Source organism: Ensifer sp. Root31 (assembly GCF_001424825.1).
GTDB classification, from domain to species: Bacteria; Pseudomonadota; Alphaproteobacteria; order Rhizobiales; family Rhizobiaceae; genus Ensifer; species Ensifer canadensis.
In genome coordinates this window covers 1-19,674 of the sequence record NZ_LMCO01000006.1, presented here as the reverse complement: position 1 = coordinate 19,674, position 19,674 = coordinate 1, and the positions used below count along the sequence as shown (strand labels likewise).

18 protein-coding genes are annotated in these 19,674 nt (G+C 61.6%); 11 read left to right on the top strand and 7 right to left on the bottom strand.

All coding sequences use genetic code 11. The annotated features are described in order from the left end of the window. Positions 1–1,224 carry a DUF2333 family protein gene (locus ASD00_RS06975; RefSeq protein WP_057205731.1) on the top strand — a complete coding sequence of 408 codons (1,224 nt, stop codon included), beginning with the start codon at positions 1–3 and terminating at the stop codon, positions 1,222–1,224. A 122-nt stretch (positions 1,225–1,346) separates the two neighbouring features. Then, positions 1,347–3,026, top strand: a complete 1,680-nt coding sequence (locus ASD00_RS06970; RefSeq protein WP_025427979.1) for a formate--tetrahydrofolate ligase — start codon at positions 1,347–1,349, stop codon at positions 3,024–3,026. A gap of 306 nt (positions 3,027–3,332) precedes the next feature. On the opposite strand, the gene ASD00_RS06965 is transcribed toward ASD00_RS06970, so the two are convergent. Beyond that, the gene (locus ASD00_RS06965; protein ID WP_025427978.1) at positions 3,333–3,839 is read right to left on the bottom strand and encodes a DUF1993 domain-containing protein; all 507 of its coding nucleotides are present in this window, start codon (positions 3,837–3,839) and stop codon (positions 3,333–3,335) included. A gap of 228 nt (positions 3,840–4,067) precedes the next feature. Between ASD00_RS06965 and ASD00_RS06960 the strand changes: the two genes are divergently transcribed. Further along, a complete protein-coding gene (locus ASD00_RS06960) occupies positions 4,068–4,520 on the top strand; it encodes a YiiD C-terminal domain-containing protein (RefSeq protein ID WP_057205729.1) in 453 nt (150 codons plus the stop codon). A 96-nt stretch (positions 4,521–4,616) separates the two neighbouring features. Here ASD00_RS06960 and ASD00_RS38470 read toward each other — a convergent pair whose 3' ends face one another. Beyond that, a complete protein-coding gene (locus ASD00_RS38470) occupies positions 4,617–5,561 on the bottom strand; it encodes an extensin family protein (RefSeq protein WP_025427976.1) in 945 nt (314 codons plus the stop codon). Between the two features lie 295 nt (positions 5,562–5,856). On the opposite strand from ASD00_RS38470, the gene ASD00_RS06950 reads away from it, so the two are divergent. The 3 genes from ASD00_RS06950 to ASD00_RS06945 all read left to right on the top strand — a co-directional run bounded on the left by ASD00_RS06950 (position 5,857) and on the right by ASD00_RS06945 (position 10,430). Continuing rightward, positions 5,857–7,962: a TonB-dependent hemoglobin/transferrin/lactoferrin family receptor gene (locus tag ASD00_RS06950; RefSeq protein WP_025427975.1), complete on the top strand. Its 2,106-nt coding sequence runs from the start codon at positions 5,857–5,859 to the stop codon at positions 7,960–7,962. Positions 7,963–8,082: 120 nt separating this feature from the next. Continuing rightward, entirely contained in the window at positions 8,083–8,127 is a 45-nt protein-coding gene (gene trpLE / locus ASD00_RS41145) for a trpE operon leader peptide TrpLE (RefSeq protein WP_178385073.1), read from the top strand. Positions 8,128–8,240: 113 nt separating this feature from the next. Continuing rightward, positions 8,241–10,430 (top strand): anthranilate synthase, encoded by a 2,190-nt coding sequence (locus ASD00_RS06945; RefSeq protein WP_057205728.1) that lies wholly within the window; start codon positions 8,241–8,243, stop codon positions 10,428–10,430. A gap of 76 nt (positions 10,431–10,506) precedes the next feature. On the opposite strand, the gene ASD00_RS06940 is transcribed toward ASD00_RS06945, so the two are convergent. After that, positions 10,507–11,424 (bottom strand): LysR substrate-binding domain-containing protein, encoded by a 918-nt coding sequence (locus tag ASD00_RS06940; RefSeq protein ID WP_025427973.1) that lies wholly within the window; start codon positions 11,422–11,424, stop codon positions 10,507–10,509. A gap of 178 nt (positions 11,425–11,602) precedes the next feature. On the opposite strand from ASD00_RS06940, the gene ASD00_RS06935 reads away from it, so the two are divergent. From ASD00_RS06935 to queF, 3 genes are all read left to right on the top strand, one after another. Beyond that, positions 11,603–13,147 carry an MFS transporter gene (locus ASD00_RS06935; protein ID WP_025427972.1) on the top strand — a complete coding sequence of 515 codons (1,545 nt, stop codon included), beginning with the start codon at positions 11,603–11,605 and terminating at the stop codon, positions 13,145–13,147. 154 nt (positions 13,148–13,301) lie between these two features. Then, positions 13,302–14,222 (top strand): cation diffusion facilitator family transporter, encoded by a 921-nt coding sequence (locus tag ASD00_RS06930; RefSeq protein ID WP_057206125.1) that lies wholly within the window; start codon positions 13,302–13,304, stop codon positions 14,220–14,222. Then, entirely contained in the window at positions 14,219–14,683 is a 465-nt protein-coding gene (gene queF / locus ASD00_RS06925; protein ID WP_025427970.1) for a preQ(1) synthase, read from the top strand. The genes ASD00_RS06930 and queF overlap by 4 nt, the downstream gene beginning before the upstream one ends. 38 nt (positions 14,684–14,721) lie before the next feature. Here the strand turns inward: queF and ASD00_RS06920 are convergent, their stop codons facing one another. Next, positions 14,722–15,300: a HupE/UreJ family protein gene (locus ASD00_RS06920; RefSeq protein WP_025427969.1), complete on the bottom strand. Its 579-nt coding sequence runs from the start codon at positions 15,298–15,300 to the stop codon at positions 14,722–14,724. A gap of 244 nt (positions 15,301–15,544) precedes the next feature. Between ASD00_RS06920 and ASD00_RS06915 the strand changes: the two genes are divergently transcribed. Together ASD00_RS06915 and leuA are read left to right on the top strand one after the other, a co-directional pair. Next, entirely contained in the window at positions 15,545–16,123 is a 579-nt protein-coding gene (locus tag ASD00_RS06915) for an ATP-dependent Clp protease proteolytic subunit (RefSeq protein ID WP_025427968.1), read from the top strand. A gap of 451 nt (positions 16,124–16,574) precedes the next feature. Further along, entirely contained in the window at positions 16,575–18,284 is a 1,710-nt protein-coding gene (gene leuA / locus ASD00_RS06905) for a 2-isopropylmalate synthase (protein WP_057205726.1), read from the top strand. Between the two features lie 269 nt (positions 18,285–18,553). Here the strand turns inward: leuA and ASD00_RS41505 are convergent. The 3 genes from ASD00_RS41505 to ASD00_RS06890 all read right to left on the bottom strand — a co-directional run. Then, a partial coding sequence (locus ASD00_RS41505; protein ID WP_244496022.1) for a DUF6481 family protein occupies positions 18,554–18,879 on the bottom strand: 326 nt, incomplete at its 3' end. A gap of 37 nt (positions 18,880–18,916) precedes the next feature. Then, a complete protein-coding gene (locus ASD00_RS06895) occupies positions 18,917–19,141 on the bottom strand; it encodes a hypothetical protein (protein ID WP_025427964.1) in 225 nt (74 codons plus the stop codon). Positions 19,142–19,326: 185 nt separating this feature from the next. Further along, positions 19,327–19,536: a cold-shock protein gene (locus ASD00_RS06890; protein WP_025427963.1), complete on the bottom strand. Its 210-nt coding sequence runs from the start codon at positions 19,534–19,536 to the stop codon at positions 19,327–19,329. Positions 19,537–19,674: the final 138 nt, after the last annotated feature.

Below are 19,674 nucleotides of genomic sequence, written 5' to 3'. Positions count from 1 at the left end.
ATGTTTGATCCGATCGTCGCGTTTTTCCAGCGTGTCTTTACCGCGATCGGTCGCGGCATCGGCCTGGCCGTTGCCTGGCTGCTGTGGCCGTTCGTTGCGCTTGGAAACTGGTATCGCCAGCGCAGCTGGATCATCAAGGGGCCGATCGGCATCATCCTGCTCGGCCTGATCTTTTTCTACGGCTATTTCATCTGGCAGACCCAGGCCTGGACGAATTTCGATGCCGACTATGTTGATCGCTACAAGCTAGCCGAGCGCAAGGTGCCGGCGGGTTCGCCTGTGGCGGGGCCCGGTGCCACGACCGGACAAACGACGACCGGCGCAGCGGCAGCCAACCAGGCGGCCGCGGTTACGCCGCCGGCCGAAGTTACGCCTGAGGCACTTGCCGCCGTGCAACTGCCCGCCGGAACCCAGTGCCAGACCTCGGCGATCGTCGATGTCGCGGCCGATCTCATCGATTTCAACGTCAATGAGAATGCCTGGATTTCGTCGATGCTGCTCTACAAGGTCGGCTTCTTCGGTCTCGATTGGGACGATACGCCTTGGCTCGACAACAAGGCATCGTTCCAGCGCGGCATCAACCAGGCGGTTCGCCGTACCTCGGTTGAACTGGTCGATTCACTCGGTCGCGTTCGCGGCACGTCAGGCATCAACAACGATCTGCAGCGGGCGCGTGGCAACATCCAGTTCGACGAGGAGACCTGGTACTTCGGCCTCAATCCGTTTGGCCCGAAGACCCCGACACCGAGCTTCTATCGCGCTGCCATGCGGGACATGCGCACCTTCAACACCACGCTTGCCAAGTGCGATGCCGTCTTTGACGGTCGCGCCGATAACCTGGTGGAGTTCCTCGACCGCATCGCCAACGATCTCGGCAACACCTCGGCGATCATTCGCGAGCGCTCGGAAAACCACAATGGCGGCTGGTTCGACACGCGTGCCGACGACCGTTTCTGGTTCGCCTACGGACAGCTCTACGGTTACTACGGCATCCTTTCGGCTGCCGGCGCCGACTTCGAGAACGTCGTCGCCCAGCGCGGCCTGACGCCGATCTGGACGGAAACGATCAAGCAGCTGCGCTCGGCACTTCGCATCCAGCCGTTCATCATCTCCAACGGCGAAGAGGCCGGCTGGATCATGCCGACGCATCTGGCGACCATGGGCTTCTATATCCTGCGGGTGCGCTCCAACATCGTCGAGATGCGCGACATTCTCGCGCGATAAGGATCAGCGCCTGATGGGCGGCAGCTCCAGCCGGAGTTGTGCCTTCCGGCGAAGGTGCAAGAAACGCCTCATCCCGAATGGGGTCAGGCACAGAAATGCAGCTTGGGGGGAGGGGAAAACCCATGGTGGAGGTCAAGTCCGATATCGAAATCGCGCGTGCCGCGAAGAAGAGGCCGATCCTGGAGATCGGTGCAAAGCTCGGCATTCCGCCGGAGCATCTGCTGCCCTACGGCCATGACAAGGCAAAGATCGGCGCGGAATTCATTGCTGCACAGAAGGACCGCAAGAACGGCCATCTGATCCTGGTGACCGCGATCAATCCGACGCCCGCCGGCGAGGGCAAGACGACGACGACGGTCGGTCTCGGCGACGGCCTCAACCGCATCGGCAAGAAGGCGATCGTCTGCATCCGCGAGGCGTCGCTCGGCCCCTGTTTCGGCGTCAAGGGCGGGGCGGCCGGCGGCGGCTACGCCCAGGTGGTGCCGATGGAGGACATGAACCTTCATTTCACCGGCGACTTCCACGCCATCACATCCGCCCACAACCTGCTTGCGGCGCTGCTCGACAACCATATCTATTGGGGCAACGAGCAGAACATCGACATCCGGCGCATTTCCTGGCGACGGGTGATGGACATGAACGATCGGGCGCTGCGCAACATCGTCGGCTCGCTCGGCGGCGTTGCCAATGGTTATCCGCGCGAGACCGGTTTCGACATCACAGTTGCTTCCGAGGTCATGGCGATCCTTTGCCTTTCGATGGATCTGAAGGACTTGGAAAAGCGCCTCGGCAACATCATCATCGGCTACCGGCGTGACAAGAGCCCGGTCCTTGCCCGCGATATCAAGGCGGACGGGGCGATGACCGTGCTGTTGAAGGATGCGATGCAGCCGAACCTGGTGCAGACGCTGGAGAACAATCCGGCCTTCGTGCACGGCGGCCCGTTCGCCAATATTGCCCATGGCTGCAACTCGGTGATCGCGACGACCACGGCGCTGAAACTCGCAGATTACGTGGTAACCGAAGCCGGCTTCGGCGCCGATCTCGGCGCGGAAAAATTCTTCGACATCAAATGTCGCAAGGCCGGGCTCAAGCCCGATGCCGCCGTCATCGTCGCCACCGTGCGCGCCATCAAGATGAATGGCGGCGTCAAGAAGGACGATCTCGGCAAGGAGAACCTCGAGGCGCTGCGCAAAGGCTGCGCCAACCTCGGCCGCCACGTCCAGAACGTCAAGAAGTTCGGCGTGCCTGCGATCGTCGCGATCAATCACTTCACCTCCGATACCGAGGCCGAGGTGCAGGCAATCAAGGACTATGTCGCAACGCTCGGTGCAGAGGCCGTGCTCTGCCGCCACTGGGCCGAAGGTTCTGTAGGCATCGAGGAACTGGCGCGAAAGGTAGCAGCACTCGCCGAAGGCGGCCACTCGCAGTTTTCGCCGCTCTATCCCGACGAGATGCCGCTGTTCCACAAAATCGAGACGATCGCCAAGGACATCTACCACGCCAGCGAAGTGATCGCCGACAAGTCGGTGCGTGATCAATTGCGCACCTGGGAGGATCAGGGCTACGGCCACCTGCCGATCTGCATGGCCAAGACGCAATATTCGTTTTCGACCGACCCGAACCTGCGCGGCGCGCCGACGGGCCACACGGTGCCGATCCGCGAAGTGCGGCTTGCCGCCGGCGCCGGCTTCATCGTCGTCATCACCGGCGAAATCATGACGATGCCGGGCCTGCCGAAGGTGCCGTCATCGGAGAAGATCTACCTCAATCAGCAGGGCTATATCGAAGGCCTGTTCTAGAGCAGTTCCAGGAAAAGTGCGAAGCGGTTTTCCGTCAGGAAATGCGTAAAAACAAAGAGATAGAGCGCTTATGCGATTCCGTCTAAATCGGAAACGCTTGAGCTCCCGGCTACTGTAAGTTTCCGTAAATCGCATTCGATTTAGGGATAAAAGCAGCGGCAATTTAAAGCGCTACAGCGACCTTGGCGCGTCTAACAAGACGCGCGGCGCTGTAGGCATAACGCCTCAAACCGAGATCGATTTGAGGCGTTATGGATTGATTTTAAAGCGTTTCCGCTCCCGTTTCGCTTCCCGAGGCGCCACGTCTCAGTTGAGGCTGATGAAGTCCGCCTTGCCGACGGGAACGCCCTTATGGCGGAGAATGTCGTAGGCCGTGGTCAGGTGGAAATAGAAGTTCGGCAGCACGAATTTCAACAGATAGTCCTCGCCGCTCAACGTCATCTTCAGCTTGGTGAAGGTCAGGGTGACCTCGCGGGTTTCGCTGCCGTCGAGATCGGACGGTCGAACGGTCTCCAGGAATGCGACGGTCTTGCCGATGCGCTCGCGCAGTTCCCCGAACGTCTTCTCCTCATCGGGAAAGCTCGGCACCTCGAGCGCGGTCAGCCGGGCGATGGTGCCCTTTGACGTGTCGCTGGCGCGCTGCACCTGGCCTGCAAGCGGCAGCATGTCGGCGACCAGTCGGGCGTTGACCAGATCGTCGAGCGAAAGACCGGTTTCGCCGGCATGGGCCTCGGCCTTGTCGAGCAATTTGCCGAGGACATTGAAGCCATGGACGAAGGTGGGAACGGAGAGCCTGTACATTGTGAGCGCCATGGAGGTTTCCTCGGGCTTGGGGGGCAGTGATATTCCTGGGCTGCTATCTGGGGAAGGAAACCTGATCCTGCAAGGTATCTACGCCACCTTTGTTGCCGTGCAAGCCGTGCGGGTTGCTCGCTTGATGGTGACGAAAGGGAGAGGGTATTGTCCTGATCAGTGCGTCCGTGCTGATGTTGCGAGTGCCTGCCCACCGATACGATGTGAGCAAAATCGATCTGAGCCGCCATGACCCCGTTGGACCTTGAAGCTTATCTTCACGCCCATATTCCGCTTTCGGCAGCGATGCAGGTTCATGTCGACGAAGCGATTGATGAGCACGTGCGGCTATCTGCGCCGCTCGCTCCCAACATCAATCATCGCGAAACGGTGTTCGGCGGCAGTGCCTCCGCACTCTCCATCCTTGCCGCCTGGTCGCTGCTGCACGTGCGGCCGACGCACGCGGGCGTTCCGGCCCGCCTCGTGATCCAGAGCAACCGGATGGAGTATCTGAAGCCGGTTGCCGGTGCATTCTCCTCTCGGTCAACCCTTGCGGACACGGGGCAATGGCCGAGCTTCCTGCGGCTGTTTCACCGTCGGGGCAGGGCAAGGATCGTCGTTGCCGCCGAGTTGCTGGATGACGGTGAGCTTGCCGGGCGTTTCGAAGGCGAGTTCGTCGCCCTTGGCTATGGTGCGGATTAAAGCGTTCCAGATAAGGCGCGAAGCGGTTTTCCGTCAGGAAATGCGTGAAGCAAAACGATAGAGCGGTTCAGCGACTCCGTACAAGGCGGAAACGCTCTATCGGCAGTAACGATATCCGTTCCCGCGCTCGATCACGTCGAGATGCAGGTGCGTCTCATGCGCCGCGTCGCTGCCCGGATCGAGCACGGTCTTGAAATACAGGCAGGCCGAAGCGGTGATCGCACGCTGGAAGGCGCCGGTCATGGTGCCATCCTCGTCGCGAGGCTGGATCTCGATGGTCTTGCCGTCGCTGAGCGTGAACGAAGCGATGTCGACGGCGTTGCCGTGGGCATGCTCTGAGATCTTGCCTGTCGGGGCGTTGTTGCGCAGGCGGCAGATATAGGTGGAGGCCTGGTTCAACATCTTGACGGTCGTACCCTTGGCAAACGCCACGTCGGCCGCCGGCTGTACTGCTTCCTTGGTCCAGCGCGCCAATGCCAACGCCGCCTCGCAGCGCATCAGCCCCTTCGGCGCCAGTTTCACGTCGGGCAACACGCTTGTCACATCAAGCGGCTTGTCGATGCCGCAGCCCTTGCCATCGTCGATCCGCTTGGCTTCGGTGAAAACGGCACCCAATGCTTTCAGCTCCGATAGGCACTTGGCGTATTCGGTCGGGTTCTCGTTTTCGACCGGCGGGTAGATGACGGGGGGCTCTTCCGCCTTGTAGTCAGTCGGCTTGTCCGTGGTCTTCTCCTCGCTGGCGGCGTCGCCCTTCTTGCCGTCGGCTCCCTTGTCGCCGTCCTTCTCAGTTTCTGTGCCTTCCGCCGGCTTCGGCTCAGGCGTTGGCGCTTGGCTGCCCTGTTGACCGCTGGGAGGCTGCTGGTCCTTGTCTTCGTCACCTTCCTTCACCCGCGTTTCCGGCTTCTTTTCAGGAGCGGGTACCGGCGCCTCGGCCTGTGCGTCCGCAGGTGGTTTGGGTAGGGGAAGGGGGCCGGTTTTGGGAAGGCTCGCGCCTGTGAGGAGCAATGTCGACAGGAAAATCAGGGGGATATGGCAACGCATGCGTTTCCTTTCACATGTCCGCGAGGGCAGGCCTCGACGGGGAGGAACGCATGGGAAGCCATCTGGTTTCATCGGCTTGATGCAAAGAGCGTTGCAGTTCGGCAACGCCCCGAATTGGGACGATCCCATAAATTGTTGGGGAGGCGTTTCTATCTTGACAATAATAGTCATGTTTTTTATGCGGCATAAATGAGGCGACGCAATGTCGCCACGTATTCGAACCCCACGCCCAGCCAGCCCCTTGAGTTCGCCGCTCAACAGCAAGCCCGGCCCATGAATTCAAAAGGATTGGTCCATGCTCAACCGGCACCGTCGCCTGGCACTTTTGGCGTGCACGACTACACTTGCTCTTTCCGCCGCCTCTGGTGCCTTCGCGCAGACCGCGACGACCGCGCCGAAGGCAAACGAACAGAATGCCGAGGCCGCCAAGAAGGGCGAGACCTTCCTTTCGCCGATCGTCGTCAAGGGCGCGCGCACCAGCGACCCCTATGCAAAGGCCGGCCCGGTCAGCGTGGTGACGACCGACCAGATCGACCTGCAGTCCGGGCTTGAAACCGATGACCTGCTGCGCGGTGTTCCCGGCACGTCGACGGCGAACAATCCGCAGAACCCGGGTGTGGCCGTCAACATTCGCGGCTTCGAAGGTTCCGGTCGCGTCAACATGATGATCGACGGCGTGCGCCAGAACTTCCGCTTCACCGGTCACGAAGCGCAAGGTCTCGCCTATTTCGACCCGGCGTTCCTGTCCGAGATCGACGTCACCCGCGGCGCCGTCACCGGTGTCGGCGGTGGCGCATTGGCCGGCTCGGTCAACTTTAGGACCTATGACATCGAAGACCTGATCCAGGACGGCAAGACCTATGGCGGCATTGCCTCCGCCACCTATGGCACCAACGGTGCCGGCTGGTCGGAATCGCTGATCGGCGCCTACCGCTTCAACGACGTCTTTTCGGTACTGGGCGGTATCAGCAAGGCCGACCCTGGCAATTACGACAACGGCAATGGCGTTCAGGTGCCCTATACCGAGGAAGACCTGCTGTCTGGCATGCTGAAGTTCGAGATTACGCCGGATGAGGATCATACCTTCAAGTTCAGCGGCATCACCTATGACAATGACTTCTTCGCCAACTCCTACTTCCAGAACGTGAAGAACCAGACGCTGGCCGCAAGCTATTCCTATACGCCAGACAACGAACTCATAGATTTCCGCGCCAACGCCTATTGGAACCGGTTGAAGATGAAGTACGACACCGACGTCAGAGGTGGCGGTACTGCCGCCGGCCGTCAGATCATCGACACCGGCAAGGGCTTCGACATCTCCAACACCTCGCTGTTCGATCTTGGTGACGTTGCGGTCAGGGCCAATTACGGCGTCGAGTATTTCCGCGATGATTACGACGTCATCAACAGCACGGCGCGGCCGAGCGGTGGTGTCAACGGTGGCGGTCGCAATGCCACGACCGGCGTCTTCAGCACGACGACCTTCACCTACGGTATCGCCGACCTGACGGCCGGGCTGCGCTACGACCACTACAGCCTCGACGGCTCGGGCGCCGTTGTCGCCGGCAACCCGATCGGCCTTCCGGCAGGTCCCTACACAGTTGACAAGTCCGATGGACACCTCAATCCGAGCATCACGCTTGCGCTCAACCCTACGGACTGGTTCCAGCCCTACGTGACCTACGCAGAGACCTCGCGCCCGCCGACGGTCAACGAAACCTTTGCCGGTGGAACACACCCGGGCTCTAGCGGTCAGTCCTTCTTCCCCAATCCGTTCCTGGAGCCTGAAATCTCCAAGGGCTGGGAAGTTGGTGCCAACTTCTCCTTCGACGGTCTGCTCGACTCCAGCGATAGCCTGCGTGTGAAGGCCAACTACTTCCACAACAGGATCGACAACTACATCACCGCGGCAATGCTTGGTGGCGGTCGCCAGATCTTCTTCGTCAACAACCCTGGCACGTCGACGGTTCAGGGCTTCGAACTGCAGGCGGCCTATGATGCAGGCTTCGTCTTCGGCGACCTCGCCTATACCTATACCGACAGCAAACTGCCATCGCAGATCAACGGTTTCGGCGTGCAGACCTACCTGCCGGACACTATCGTCAGCGCGACGCTCGGCGCCCGCTTCCTCGAAGATCAGCGCCTGACGGTCGGCACGCGCTTCTACGCGGTTTCGAGCGCCGACGTCGGTGCGATCAACCGCACGCCGCCGACCGTTCCGGGTTACGGGCTGGTCGATATGTTCGCGAACTACAAGTTCGAGAATGGCTTCGAAGTGACGGCAACGGTCACGAACCTGTTCGACAAGGCCTACACGCCGTCGTCGAGCACCATTGCCGGCAGCACGATCGACACCGGTCGCGGCCGGACCTTCCTGGTCACGGCGAAGGCCAAGTTCTGATCGATCGCAGACGAGCTCCAGTCGGAAAGGCGGCCCTTCGTGGCCGCCTTTTCTTTTGCTCCTGCGGCGGCACTTTTTCCCGCTTGCGCAAGGCTGCAACCCGCGCTAACACTTTCGCCCATGACAAATGCACGCAACATTTCGATCTGGTGGTGGGCTCGCTGAGGCGGCCTTGACCAGTCATGCGTGATTGAGACATCAAGCCGCCCGGAGATTTCGAGGCGGCTTTTTCGTATTCTGGCCGCGTGGAAAAACCGGGCTTTTACGGAGCGAGACGAATGGCAACGGTAATTCTCGAAGACGGCGCGGAAAGCTATACCACCAGGGGCGGGATCGTCGTCACCCGCAGGCGGCGCGAAGCCTCCTATGCGGATTCGATTTCAAGCTATGTCGACAGGCTGGACGAACGTCGCGGCGCGGTGTTTTCGTCCAACTACGAATATCCGGGCCGCTACACGCGCTGGGACACTGCCGTCGTCGACCCGCCGCTCGGCATTTCCTTCTTCGGCCGCTCGCTCTGGATCGAAGCCTATAACGGCCGCGGCGAAGTGCTGCTGTCGATCATTTCGGACCATCTGAAAACCGTCGCCGACATCACGCTCGGCACCTCGACGGCGACCCGTCTCGACCTGACGATCAACGCGCCCGACCGTGTCTTCACCGAGGAAGAGCGCTCGAAGATGCCGACGGTCTTCACCGTGCTTCGGGCCGTCACCAACCTCTTCCATTCGGCGGAGGATGCGAGCCTCGGCCTTTATGGCGCCTTCGGTTACGATCTCGCCTTCCAGTTCGACGCCATCGAGCTGAAGCTGAAGCGCCCGGACGACCAGCGCGACATGGTTCTGTTCCTGCCGGATGAGATCCTGGTCGTCGACCACTATGCCGCCAAGGCCTGGATCGACCGCTATGACTTCGCCAAGGACGGTGTTTCGACTGAAGGCAAGACGGAGGAGATCGCCAGCGAACCCTTCCAGACCGTCGACATCATTCCGCCGCATGGGGACCACCGGCCCGGCGAATATGCCGAGCTTGTGGTCAAGGCGAAGGAAAGCTTCCGCCGCGGCGATCTCTTCGAGGTCGTTCCCGGCCAGAAGTTCTTCGAGCGCTGCGACAGCAAGCCGTCGGAGATCTCCAAACGGTTGAAGGCGATCAACCCGTCGCCCTATTCCTTCTTCATCAATCTCGGAAACCAGGAATACCTGGTCGGCGCCTCGCCGGAAATGTTCGTGCGCGTGTCCGGCCGCCGCATCGAGACCTGCCCGATTTCCGGCACGATCAAGCGCGGTGACGACCCGATCGCCGACAGCGAGCAGATCCTGAAGCTGCTGAATTCCAAGAAGGACGAGTCCGAACTGACCATGTGCTCGGATGTCGACCGCAACGACAAGAGCCGCGTCTGCGTTCCCGGCTCCGTCAAGGTCATCGGCCGCCGCCAGATCGAGATGTATTCGCGCCTGATCCACACGGTCGACCACATCGAGGGGCGCCTGCGCGACGATATGGACGCCTTCGACGGCTTCCTCAGCCACGCCTGGGCCGTCACCGTCACCGGTGCGCCGAAACTCTGGGCGATGCGCTTCATCGAAGGCCACGAGAAGAGCCCGCGCGCATGGTATGGTGGCGCCATCGGCATGGTCGGCTTCAACGGCGACATGAACACCGGCCTGACGCTCCGCACCATCCGCATCAAGGACGGCATTGCCGAGGTGAGGGCGGGCGCGACGCTGCTCTACGATTCAAACCCGGAAGAAGAAGAAGCCGAAACCGAACTGAAGGCCTCTGCCATGATCGCAGCCATTCGTGACGCGAAATCCGCCAACAGCGGCAAGGCCGGCCGTGACGTCGCCGCCGTAGGCGCCGGCGTCAACATCCTGCTTGTCGACCACGAGGACAGCTTCGTGCACACGCTGGCGAATTACTTCCGCCAAACGGGGGCAACGGTGACGACGGTGCGCTCGCCGGTGGCCGAAGAGATCTTCGACCGGGTGAAGCCGGATCTCGTCGTGCTGTCGCCGGGACCCGGCAACCCGAAGGATTTCGACTGCAAGGCAACGATCAAGAAGGCGCGTGCCCGCGATCTGCCGATCTTCGGCGTCTGCCTCGGCCTGCAGGCGCTTGCCGAAGCCTATGGCGGCGATCTCAGGCAGCTGGCGATCCCGATGCACGGCAAGCCGTCGCGCATCCGCGTGCTCGAACCCGGCATCGTCTTCTCCGGCCTCGGCAAGGAGGTGACCGTCGGTCGCTATCACTCGATCTTTGCCGATCCGTCGAGCCTGCCGCGCGATTTCATGATCACCGCCGAAAGTGAAGACGGCACGATCATGGGCATCGAGCATACCAAGGAGCCGGTGGCAGCCGTGCAGTTCCACCCGGAATCGATCATGACGCTCGGCGGCGATGCCGGCATGCGCATGATCGAAAACGTGGTGGCGCATCTGGCCAAGCGGGCGAAGGTCAAGGCCGCCTAAGAAACGAACCGCAGACAATCAGGCGCCGCCTCCGTATCAAAGGGCGGCGCTTTCGTTGTCGGGCTGGCAGGTGCCTTCATGGGGCGCTTGGCGCGCCCGGAATTTCGCAGCGATCGGCAAACAGCCGCTCGCTGAGGAAATCGACGAAGACCCGGACCTTGGGCGAGAGGTGCCGGTTCGAGGGCCAGAGAAGGTGAAACTGGCCGGGTGCGTTGAGATGGGCGTCGAGCACCGTTTTAAGCGCGCCGTCGGCAAGCGGCCCGCGCGCCAGAAAGTCCGGCATGCAGCCAATGCCGAGACCGCTGATCACGGCGCCACGCAATGCCTCCATATTGTTGCAGGTCAGCACTGTGCACATCGGCGGCATGGTGCCTGACATGACAATCGGCCAGTCCTGCAGTTTGCGGCTGTTGGGAAACCGGAAGCGGATTGCCCGGTGACCATCGAGATCCCGTGGGCATTCGGGCGTGCCGTGATCGGCGAGGTAGCTTGGGGCGGCGCAAAGCAGAAGCCGGAACGGGCGCAGGGCTCTCGACATCAGCCGGGAATCCGGCAAATCGCCGCTGCGGATAGCGACATCGACCTCCTCATCGATCAGGTCGACGATGCGATCGTTGAAATCGAGATCGAGTTCGACTTCGGGATAGCGCTCAACGAATTCCGGCAGCACCGGCAGCAGCAGGTGATAACTGACGATCGGAACGCTGACGCGCAGGCGCCCGCGTGGAGCCGCGACGGCTTGGGCTAGCGATGCCTCGGCATCGTCTAGATCGTCGAGGACGCGACGGCAGCGCTCGTGAAACAGCCGCCCTTCCTCCGTCAGCCGGATGCTGCGTGTCGAGCGCTGAAACAGGCGAACGCCAAGCTGTCTCTCGAGATTGGTCACCGCCTTGCCAACGGCCGAAGCGGATAGGCCAAGGACCCGTCCGGCAGCGACAAAGCTGCCGAGATCGGCGGTTCGAACAAAGGCCGTCAGTCCACCCAAGCGATCCATTGCCTCTCCTATTCGAGCGTTTTTTTCCGCCAAGAGTGGAATGATGGCGGTATTTCCCAGCCATTCTGTCCAATCTATCCTCCTCAAGTCAATCGATACCCACCGACCGGCGACCGGTCGCCTCACGAAGTGCGACCGGCGGGTCCTTCCTTGCTCGAACACATCGGGACTGCAAGACATGAGAGAAAAGACCAGGAGTAGGAGCAACGCCGGACGGTTGTGCGTTCTTGTTGCTGTTTGTTGTGCGGCCGCCGCCATGCCGCTGACCTTCACCGGGCCGGCGGTGGCACTGCCCGCGATCAGCCGGACGCTGGGTGGAAGCCCGCTGGCGCTCAACTGGGTCACGAACGCCTTCATGCTGACCTTCGGCAGCACCCTGATGGCGGCGGGCGCGCTTGCCGATAGCTATGGCCGCAAGCGCATGTTCCTCGGCGGGCTTGCAGCCTTCGGCCTGTTCTCGCTCGGCCTTGCCTTCGCCAACGATATTGTCTTGTTCGACATTCTCAGGGCCTTGCAGGGTGTCGGGGCGGCGGCAGCGTTTTCGGGCGGCATGGCTTCACTGGCACAGGAGTTTGAAGAGGGGCAACGGCTGCGGGCGTTCAGCGTCGTCGGTGCGAGCTTTGGCGTCGGCCTGGCATTTGGCCCCATTGCCTCCGGCCTCGTGGTCGAGGCGCTCGGCTGGCCGGCAATCTTCCTGCTTGTCGTCGCGCTCGCGGCCTTTGCCTTTGCGCTCGGTGCCGTTTTCCTGCGGGAAACGCGCGACCCGAATGCGGGCGGCCTCGACTGGAAGGGGGCGGTGACGTTCACGCTGGCGCTGGCATTCCTGACATTTGGCATCCTGCAGCTGCCCGAGGCCGGCTGGAGCGATCCTTTCGTCCTCGCTGTGCTGGTAGCTGCGGTTGTCTTCTTCTTTGTCTTCTACCGAATCGAGCGTTCCGTGGCGCGGCCGATGCTGGATCTGTCCTTGTTCAAGTATCCGCGCTTTGTCGGCGTACAACTGCTCGCGGCGGCGCCGGCTTATGGTTTCGTCGTGCTGCTCATTCTTCTGCCGGTGCGGTTCATCGGCATCGAAGGCATGAGCGAGATTGCCGGGGGGCGGATGATGATTGCGCTCTCGGCTCCGCTGCTCCTCCTGCCGATCGCCGCCGGTCTGTTGACGCGCTGGTTTGCGCCGGCCGTCATCTGCGGGACCGGATTGCTGGTTTCAGCCGCCGGGCTTGGCTGGCTCAGCCAGTTTCCCGTGGGCTCGGCGCCGGGGCTGCTGGTCCCACCATTGCTGCTCGTCGGCATCGGCATCAGCCTGCCCTGGGGTTTGATGGATGGGCTGGCGGTCAGCGTGGTGCCGAAGGAGCGGGCGGGAATGGCGACGGGTATCTTCAGCACCACCCGTGTTGCGGGCGAAGGGATCGCCCTTGCGGTGGTGACAGCGCTTCTCTCTGTCTTCACGCAGATCAAATTGGGGTCGGCAGCCGGCGGCCACGCCGCCGATGTCGCCCAGAGGCTCGTCACCGGCAACGTGGCTGCGGCCGGCAGCATAGTGCCGTCGGTTGAGCGCCTTGCACTGCTTCAAGCCTATAGCAGCGCGTTCGGGACGCTGCTCTGGCTGTTGACGGCCATTACCACGGCAACGGCCGTGGTCGTCTTCCTGTACCTCGGCAAGGGCGCCGAAGAAGTCGAAAGCGCCGAAACCGATCTGATGCCGGGTACGATTACGGACCCTTAAAAAACGGGCAGGAGCCGAACGCACCTTTGACAAGCCGGCATCGATGGCACATATGTTTCCCATTGACCGCCTGCGCGAAATTCGCGCGGGCGGTTTTGCGTTTCAATGGGCTTGCGTTTGCAACTCGTTTGCATCTGCATGAGGAATGAAGAAGATGTCTCTATCCGATAACCGAACCGTCCTGCGGCTTGCCTTCTGGGGCATTCCGCTTTCTCTGGCTGTGCTGGGGCTGAAGCTGCTTGCCTGGTGGCTTACCGGCTCGGTGGCCCTTTTGTCGGATGGTCTTGAGTCGACAGTCAATGTGATTGCGGCGGTGATCGCCTATCTGATGATCGGCTATGCGGCGAAACCGGCGGATGCCGGCCATCCCTTCGGGCACCACAAGGCGGAGTATTTTTCCGCGGTTATCGAGGGCGTGCTGATCGTCGTTGCCGCATTGCTGATCGTCTGGGAAGCGGTGCCGGCGATGATGGCGCCGGTGATGTTGGAAGCTCCGGCGCTCGGCCTGGCGATCAACTTTGCTGCTGGTGTCGTCAACGCCATCTGGGCCTATGTGCTGATCAGCGCCGGTCGGAAGCATCGCTCGCCGGCTCTCAGCGCCGACGGCCATCATATTCTGTCTGACGTCGTGACCTCGATCGGCGTTTTGATCGGCCTTGGTCTTGCCATTGCCACGGGTTACGCGATCCTTGATCCCTTGCTGGCCGTCATCGTCGCCTGCAATATCCTGTTCCAGGGCTGGATGGTGATCTCGCGGTCGATTGACGGGTTGATGGACCGGGCGGTGCCGGCCGAGGAGGAGGAGGCGATCAAGCAGGCGATCGCCGCCAACGGCAAGGGCTCGCTTGGAGTGCACGATCTCAAGACCCGCCAGGCAGGCCCGGTGATTTTTGTGGATTTCCACATGGTCGTGCCGGAAATGATGCCGGTCGGCGAGGCGCATGATATCTGCGATCGCATCGAGGACGCGATACGCGCCGTTCACCCCGGCGCCAAGATCGCGATCCATGTCGAGCCGGAAGGTGAAAAGGCGCACGGCGTGCGCGTAAAGGTAAGTGGAGCACCACGCAAATGAGCAAGACTGACGTATCCGGCCTGTCGCAACTGGGCGCCAAGGTCGACCTGCCGCAGAGCCCCGACGAAGCGGTGCTCGAGCGCGTGCCGAGCGGCAATCAGGGCGCGGACTTCCTGGTGCGGTTCACCGCGCCGGAATTCACCTCGCTTTGCCCGATGACCGGCCAGCCGGATTTTGCCCACATCGTCATCGACTACGTGCCGGATGAATGGCTGGTGGAATCGAAGTCGCTGAAGCTGTTCCTGCATTCCTTCCGCAATCATGGCGCCTTCCACGAGGACTGCACCATTGATATCGCCAAACGGCTGGTCAGCCTGTTGTCGCCGCGCTGGCTGCGCATCGGTGCCTACTGGTATCCGCGCGGCGGCATTCCGATCGACGTTTTCTGGCAGACCGGCAAGCCGCCGGAAGGATTGTGGCTGCCCGATCAGGGCGTGCCGACCTATCGCGGTCGCGGATAAAAATGGCGGGCATGACCCGCCATTCCCCGTTCGTTTCGTCAGCCGAAGATCAGGGCCGTGCCGGCAAGTGCCGTAAGGCCGCCGAGAATGCGCGCCAGCGTGCCGCCGCCTGAGAGGCGACCAAGCGCCACGCCAAGGCCGATGCCGGCCGCGTGAAGGGCGGCGGTGGCAAGCATGAAGCCGATGGCGAAGGGAAGGGCGCCGGCGCTGCCGAGTTCGCCGCCATGGGCATGGCCGTGAAAGAGCGCGAAGAGGCCGACGACCGCAGCCGACGCGGCCGCATCGAGGCGCACGGCCATTGCCACCAGCAGGCCCAGCGCGACAACCGAGGCGAGGATCGCGGGCTCGACAAAGGGAAAATGGATGCCGGCCGTTGCCAGCGAAAAGCCGGCCGCCATCATCGCGACGAAGGCCGACGGCACGAGCCACAGCGCCCGGCCGCCGATCTGTGCGGCCCAGAGGCCGACGGCGACCATGGCCAGGATATGGTCGAGGCCGAAGAGCGGATGCGAGAAGCCGGCGGCAAACGAGCCGTGCTCATCAGGGTTGAGGTGAGCGAAGGCCGGTGCCGCGGATGCCATCAGCACGGCCGCTGCAATCAGGATGCGTCTGTTCATATCTGTCCCCATGGATCGACAGGACCTGGGAGGGAGCCCTGTCCTTGCAGTTTTTTGACCGGCTCGATCTTATTGGGCTCTGTGTCTCTGTCCATACGGCATTTGGCGGTGGCGCCGTTTACCATAGGCGCAGTGCAATCCGCTTCGCCCTTTGTCGCCCTTTCGGTTTGTTGCATTGTCTTCGCTGTCGAGTCGCATTATCTGACTTTGACAAAGAAATTCATGAGACGCCGGAGAACAACGGATGAGCGACGAGGAAGACAAGAACACCGAACTGCCCTTGGGCAAGGAAACGGAGGCGAACCTTTTCAAGTCGCGCTCGATTTTCATTTACGGCACCATCACCCAGGAGTTGGCGCAGAAGGTTTGCTCGCAGCTCGTGGCGCTTGCGTCGGCCAGCGATGACGACATCCGCCTCTTCGTCAGCTCGCCAGGCGGCCACGTCGAATCCGGCGACAGCATTCACGACATGATGAAGTTCGTGAAGCCGAAGGTCTGGACGATTGGCACCGGCTGGGTCGCGTCCGCCGGCGCGCTGATCTATGTCGGCGTTCCCAAGGAGCGTCGTCTCTGCCTGCCGAATACCCGCTTCCTGCTTCACCAACCGTCGGGCGGCACCCGCGGCATGGCTTCGGATATCGAGATCCAGGCCCGCGAAATCATCAAGATGAACGAGCGCCTGAACAAGATCTTCTCCGAAGCGACCGGCCAGACGGTCGAAAAGATCGCCAAGGATACCGAACGTGACTATTGGCTGTCGGCTGAAGAGGCCAAGAACTATGGCCTCGTCTCGCGCATCATCACCTCGGTTTCGGATATCTGAGACCGATATACCGTCGGCAACGGCGTTGAAATTGCAAAGGGCATCGGCGGCAGCGCCGGTGCCTTTTTCGTTTGGCGGGGCTCGCGCCAGAGGGATGGTCGCACTCCTCACGTTTCCGCACGGGCATGCCTTGCTCCGGTTCGGCAAGCCGTGTATAGGCTTTGTCATGACCAAGGCCAGCGCATATCGGATCGCTACGATCTCTGCCGCACACGATGACAATCGTGCGCCGCTGCACGCCTTCGCCTCGCTTCTTCTTCTCGGCCTTACTCGCGGTTGCCGGGTTCGCTGAGGAGCGCCCGGCGGCCGAAAAAGCCACGCCGGCAGATGCTCCTCGAATCCAATAGAGTTTTAGGACAAACGCGCCCGCCACGGCATTTGCCATCGCAATCCGATCCCCGATCGGTTATGGCAAAGCGGCCAGAGCGCTCAGTGATGAAGAGAAGCTGCAATGATCCAGAAATCCCATTCCATCAAGAACGGCATGCCGGAAGCGGCGGTGAAGTATCAGCCTTACCCGCAGATCACGCTCGCCGACCGGACCTGGCCGTCGAAGACCATTTCCCAGGCGCCGATCTGGTGCTCGGTCGACCTGCGTGACGGCAACCAGTCGCTCGTCGACCCGATGGGCCATGACCGCAAGGCGCGCATGTTCCAGCTGCTCCTGGACATGGGCTTCAAGGAAATCGAGATTGGCTTCCCCTCGGCCTCGCAGACGGACTTCGACTTTGCCCGCTGGTGCATCGAAGAGGGCAATGTCGCCGAAGACGTGTCGCTGCAGGTGCTGGTGCAGTGCCGGCCGGAGCTGATCACCCGGACCTTCGAGGCGCTGCAGGGCGCCCATAAGCCGATCGTGCATTTCTACAACTCGACCAGTGAGTTGCAGCGCCGGGTGGTGTTTGCCAAGGATGTTGCCGGCATCAAGCAAATTGCGACCGATGCTGCCAAGATGATCACCGACATGGCCGCCAAGGCCGGTGGCGATTTTCGCTTCGAGTATTCGCCGGAGAGCTTCACCGGCACCGAGCTGGAAGTGGCGCTGGAGATCTGCAACGCGGTCACCGCGATCGTCAAGCCGACGCCGGATAACAAGCTGATCCTCAATCTGCCGTCGACCGTCGAGATGGCGACGCCGAACATCTATGCCGACCAGATCGAGTGGATGTGCCGCAACCTCGACAATCGCGAGAGCCTGATCATTTCCCTGCACCCGCACAACGACCGCGGCACGGGCATTGCGGCGACGGAGCTCGGCCTGATGGCCGGTGCCGACCGCGTCGAAGGCACGCTGTTCGGCAATGGCGAGCGCACGGGCAATGTCGACGTGGTGACGCTGGCGCTGAACATGTTCACGCAAGGCGTGGACCCGCAGCTGGACTGCTCCGACATCGAGCGGATCAAGGAAGTCTACGAATATTCCAACCAGATGGTGATCCCCGAGCGCCATCCTTACGTCGGCGAACTGGTCTACACGGCCTTCTCCGGCTCGCACCAAGATGCGATCAACAAGGGCATGAAGGCGATCAAGACCGCCAACAAGCCATTGTGGGAAGTGCCTTACCTGCCGATCGATCCGCGTGACGTCGGCCGCTCCTACGAGGCGATCATCCGGATCAACTCGCAGTCGGGGAAGGGCGGCATCGCCTATATCCTGCAGGAAGACTACGGCATCAACCTGCCGCGCAACCTGCAGGTGGAGTTCCGCGAGGACATCCAGCACATCACCGACGAAGAAGGCAAGGAGCTACCCTCCAAACGCATCCATGAACGCTTCATCGAGCGTTATGTCGAGCAGCCCGGCGCGCGCATCAAATTCGTCGATCACAACACCTATCCGGTCGGCGAGCACAAGGGCGTGCGTGTGGTTTCGGCCGAGATCACCGACAACGGCGAGCTCAAGCGCATCGAGGGCAAGGGCACCGGTCCGATCGACGGTTTCATTAACGCGCTGTCGATCTATCTCGGCGTCGATCTCTCGGTCGCCGACTATTCCGAGCATTCGCTGCAGCACGGCTCGAACGCAGCCGCCATCGCCTATGTCGAGATGGAGCACCCTGATGGTAAGCTGTTTGGCGCCGGCATCAACACCAACATCGTTGCAGCCTCGCTGGAAGCGATCGTCTCGGCTGCCAACCGCGTGTTGGAAATGAAACGTAGCTGATCATCAAAACGCCGCGCGCCCTGAGGACGCGCGGCGTTTTCGATCGGTACTTGACGCTACCCTCAATCACGGCTCGCCATGGTGGGGGCTTCAAAGTCCATTTGCGGGCTGCGGTTAAGCCTGCCGCGCCTTGCGGTTGGCGTAGCGCCGGTCGCGCTCGGCCTTGCGRGCAGCCTCGTCCTCGATCACGCGTGAAATGCGGTTCTTGTCGGCGGCTTCGCGCGCTTCGGCCTCAGCTCTTGCAGCAGCCGTGAGTGCCGCCTCGCGCNGCAGCCTCGTCCTCGATCACGCGTGAAATGCGGTTCTTGTCGGCGGCTTCGCGCGCTTCGGCCTCAGCTCTTGCAGCAGCCGTGAGTGCCGCCTCGCGCTCAGCGGCCTCGGCCTGCAAGCGCTCGCGCTCCTCATTCTTTACCCGTTCGCGTTCGATGCGCCGCTCTTCGCGGGCTGCAGCGACCGCCTGACGCTCGGCCTGGCGGGCGAGTTCGGTCGGTTCTGCGGCTTCCTTTGCCGCGCGGTAGGCTTCAAGAAGCGCTTTCTTCGCATCGGCCGCGGCGCTGCGACGGTCGGTGAGTTCACTGTTTCTGATGTTTCTCAAGTCTCTATTCCAGTTGAGGTGTCACCCTGACTGAAAGTCAGGTTTTTCTGACGCGTTTCGAAGCGGGGGCGGCAGCCGCCGCCAGGCGGTCCTGCAATTCCTTCGCCAGCCGCGCTTCGCGCAGACGCAGGGTCTTCTCTTCGCGAGCCTGGACGATGGAGTCGAGTTCTTCAACGGCGCTGTCGCGGGCAAAGAACTGCGATTGCTCTTTGGCAAAGGCGATCTCGGCCCGCTGGCGCGATTTGTTGTGTGTCTCTGTCATGGGATATCCCCGACTTTGGCGCGCGTCTACGGTGTTGCACGTCACTCCCGATGCATAATGCAGTTGCGGGATCGTGCAGTCGGCGCGCGGAAATAAAAAAGGCCAGGCATGTTGCCTGACCTTGATGGGTATCATGCTCTCGACAGTGCCAGTACATCCGTGGTCAAGGGAGAGCCGATACCGATTTAGGCTGCCTGCAGATTGCAGGCAGACATCTTGCCCGACTTGTTGTCGCGCTCCATGTCGTAGGCGATCTTCTGGCCTTCGACGATTTCGCGCATTCCAGCACGCTCGACGGCGGAGATGTGGACGAATGCGTCCGGACCGCCGTTGTCAGGCTGAATGAAGCCGAAGCCCTTGGTGGAATTAAACCATTTAACTGTGCCAGTGGTCATGATGAACCCTTTCATAGCATATTGAATGACCGCCGCGCACAAGCGCTGCGGATGAAGATAGCGATTTTTGAAAGGAAGGTTCGTCAGGGCGCAGTTGCTAAATGCGCGGTAACCAAAGTTCAGCAAGCAAATATCGAT

Excerpts from the sequence above, each read along its gene's own strand:
- ASD00_RS06975 (WP_057205731.1), top strand. The coding sequence starts at position 1 with ATGTTTGATCCGATCGTCGCGTTTTTCCAGCGTGTCTTTACCGCGATC.
- ASD00_RS06970 (WP_025427979.1), top strand. The coding sequence starts at position 1,347 with ATGGTGGAGGTCAAGTCCGATATCGAAATCGCGCGTGCCGCGAAGAAG.
- ASD00_RS06965 (WP_025427978.1), bottom strand. The coding sequence starts at position 3,839 with ATGGCGCTCACAATGTACAGGCTCTCCGTTCCCACCTTCGTCCATGGC.
- ASD00_RS06960 (WP_057205729.1), top strand. The coding sequence starts at position 4,068 with ATGACCCCGTTGGACCTTGAAGCTTATCTTCACGCCCATATTCCGCTT.
- ASD00_RS38470 (WP_025427976.1), bottom strand. The coding sequence starts at position 5,561 with ATGCGTTGCCATATCCCCCTGATTTTCCTGTCGACATTGCTCCTCACA.
- ASD00_RS06950 (WP_025427975.1), top strand. The coding sequence starts at position 5,857 with ATGCTCAACCGGCACCGTCGCCTGGCACTTTTGGCGTGCACGACTACA.
- ASD00_RS06945 (WP_057205728.1), top strand. The coding sequence starts at position 8,241 with ATGGCAACGGTAATTCTCGAAGACGGCGCGGAAAGCTATACCACCAGG.
- ASD00_RS06940 (WP_025427973.1), bottom strand. The coding sequence starts at position 11,424 with ATGGATCGCTTGGGTGGACTGACGGCCTTTGTTCGAACCGCCGATCTC.
- ASD00_RS06935 (WP_025427972.1), top strand. The coding sequence starts at position 11,603 with ATGAGAGAAAAGACCAGGAGTAGGAGCAACGCCGGACGGTTGTGCGTT.
- ASD00_RS06930 (WP_057206125.1), top strand. The coding sequence starts at position 13,302 with ATGTCTCTATCCGATAACCGAACCGTCCTGCGGCTTGCCTTCTGGGGC.
- queF (WP_025427970.1), top strand. The coding sequence starts at position 14,219 with ATGAGCAAGACTGACGTATCCGGCCTGTCGCAACTGGGCGCCAAGGTC.
- ASD00_RS06920 (WP_025427969.1), bottom strand. The coding sequence starts at position 15,300 with ATGAACAGACGCATCCTGATTGCAGCGGCCGTGCTGATGGCATCCGCG.
- ASD00_RS06915 (WP_025427968.1), top strand. The coding sequence starts at position 15,545 with ATGAGCGACGAGGAAGACAAGAACACCGAACTGCCCTTGGGCAAGGAA.
- leuA (WP_057205726.1), top strand. The coding sequence starts at position 16,575 with ATGATCCAGAAATCCCATTCCATCAAGAACGGCATGCCGGAAGCGGCG.
- ASD00_RS06895 (WP_025427964.1), bottom strand. The coding sequence starts at position 19,141 with ATGACAGAGACACACAACAAATCGCGCCAGCGGGCCGAGATCGCCTTT.
- ASD00_RS06890 (WP_025427963.1), bottom strand. The coding sequence starts at position 19,536 with ATGACCACTGGCACAGTTAAATGGTTTAATTCCACCAAGGGCTTCGGC.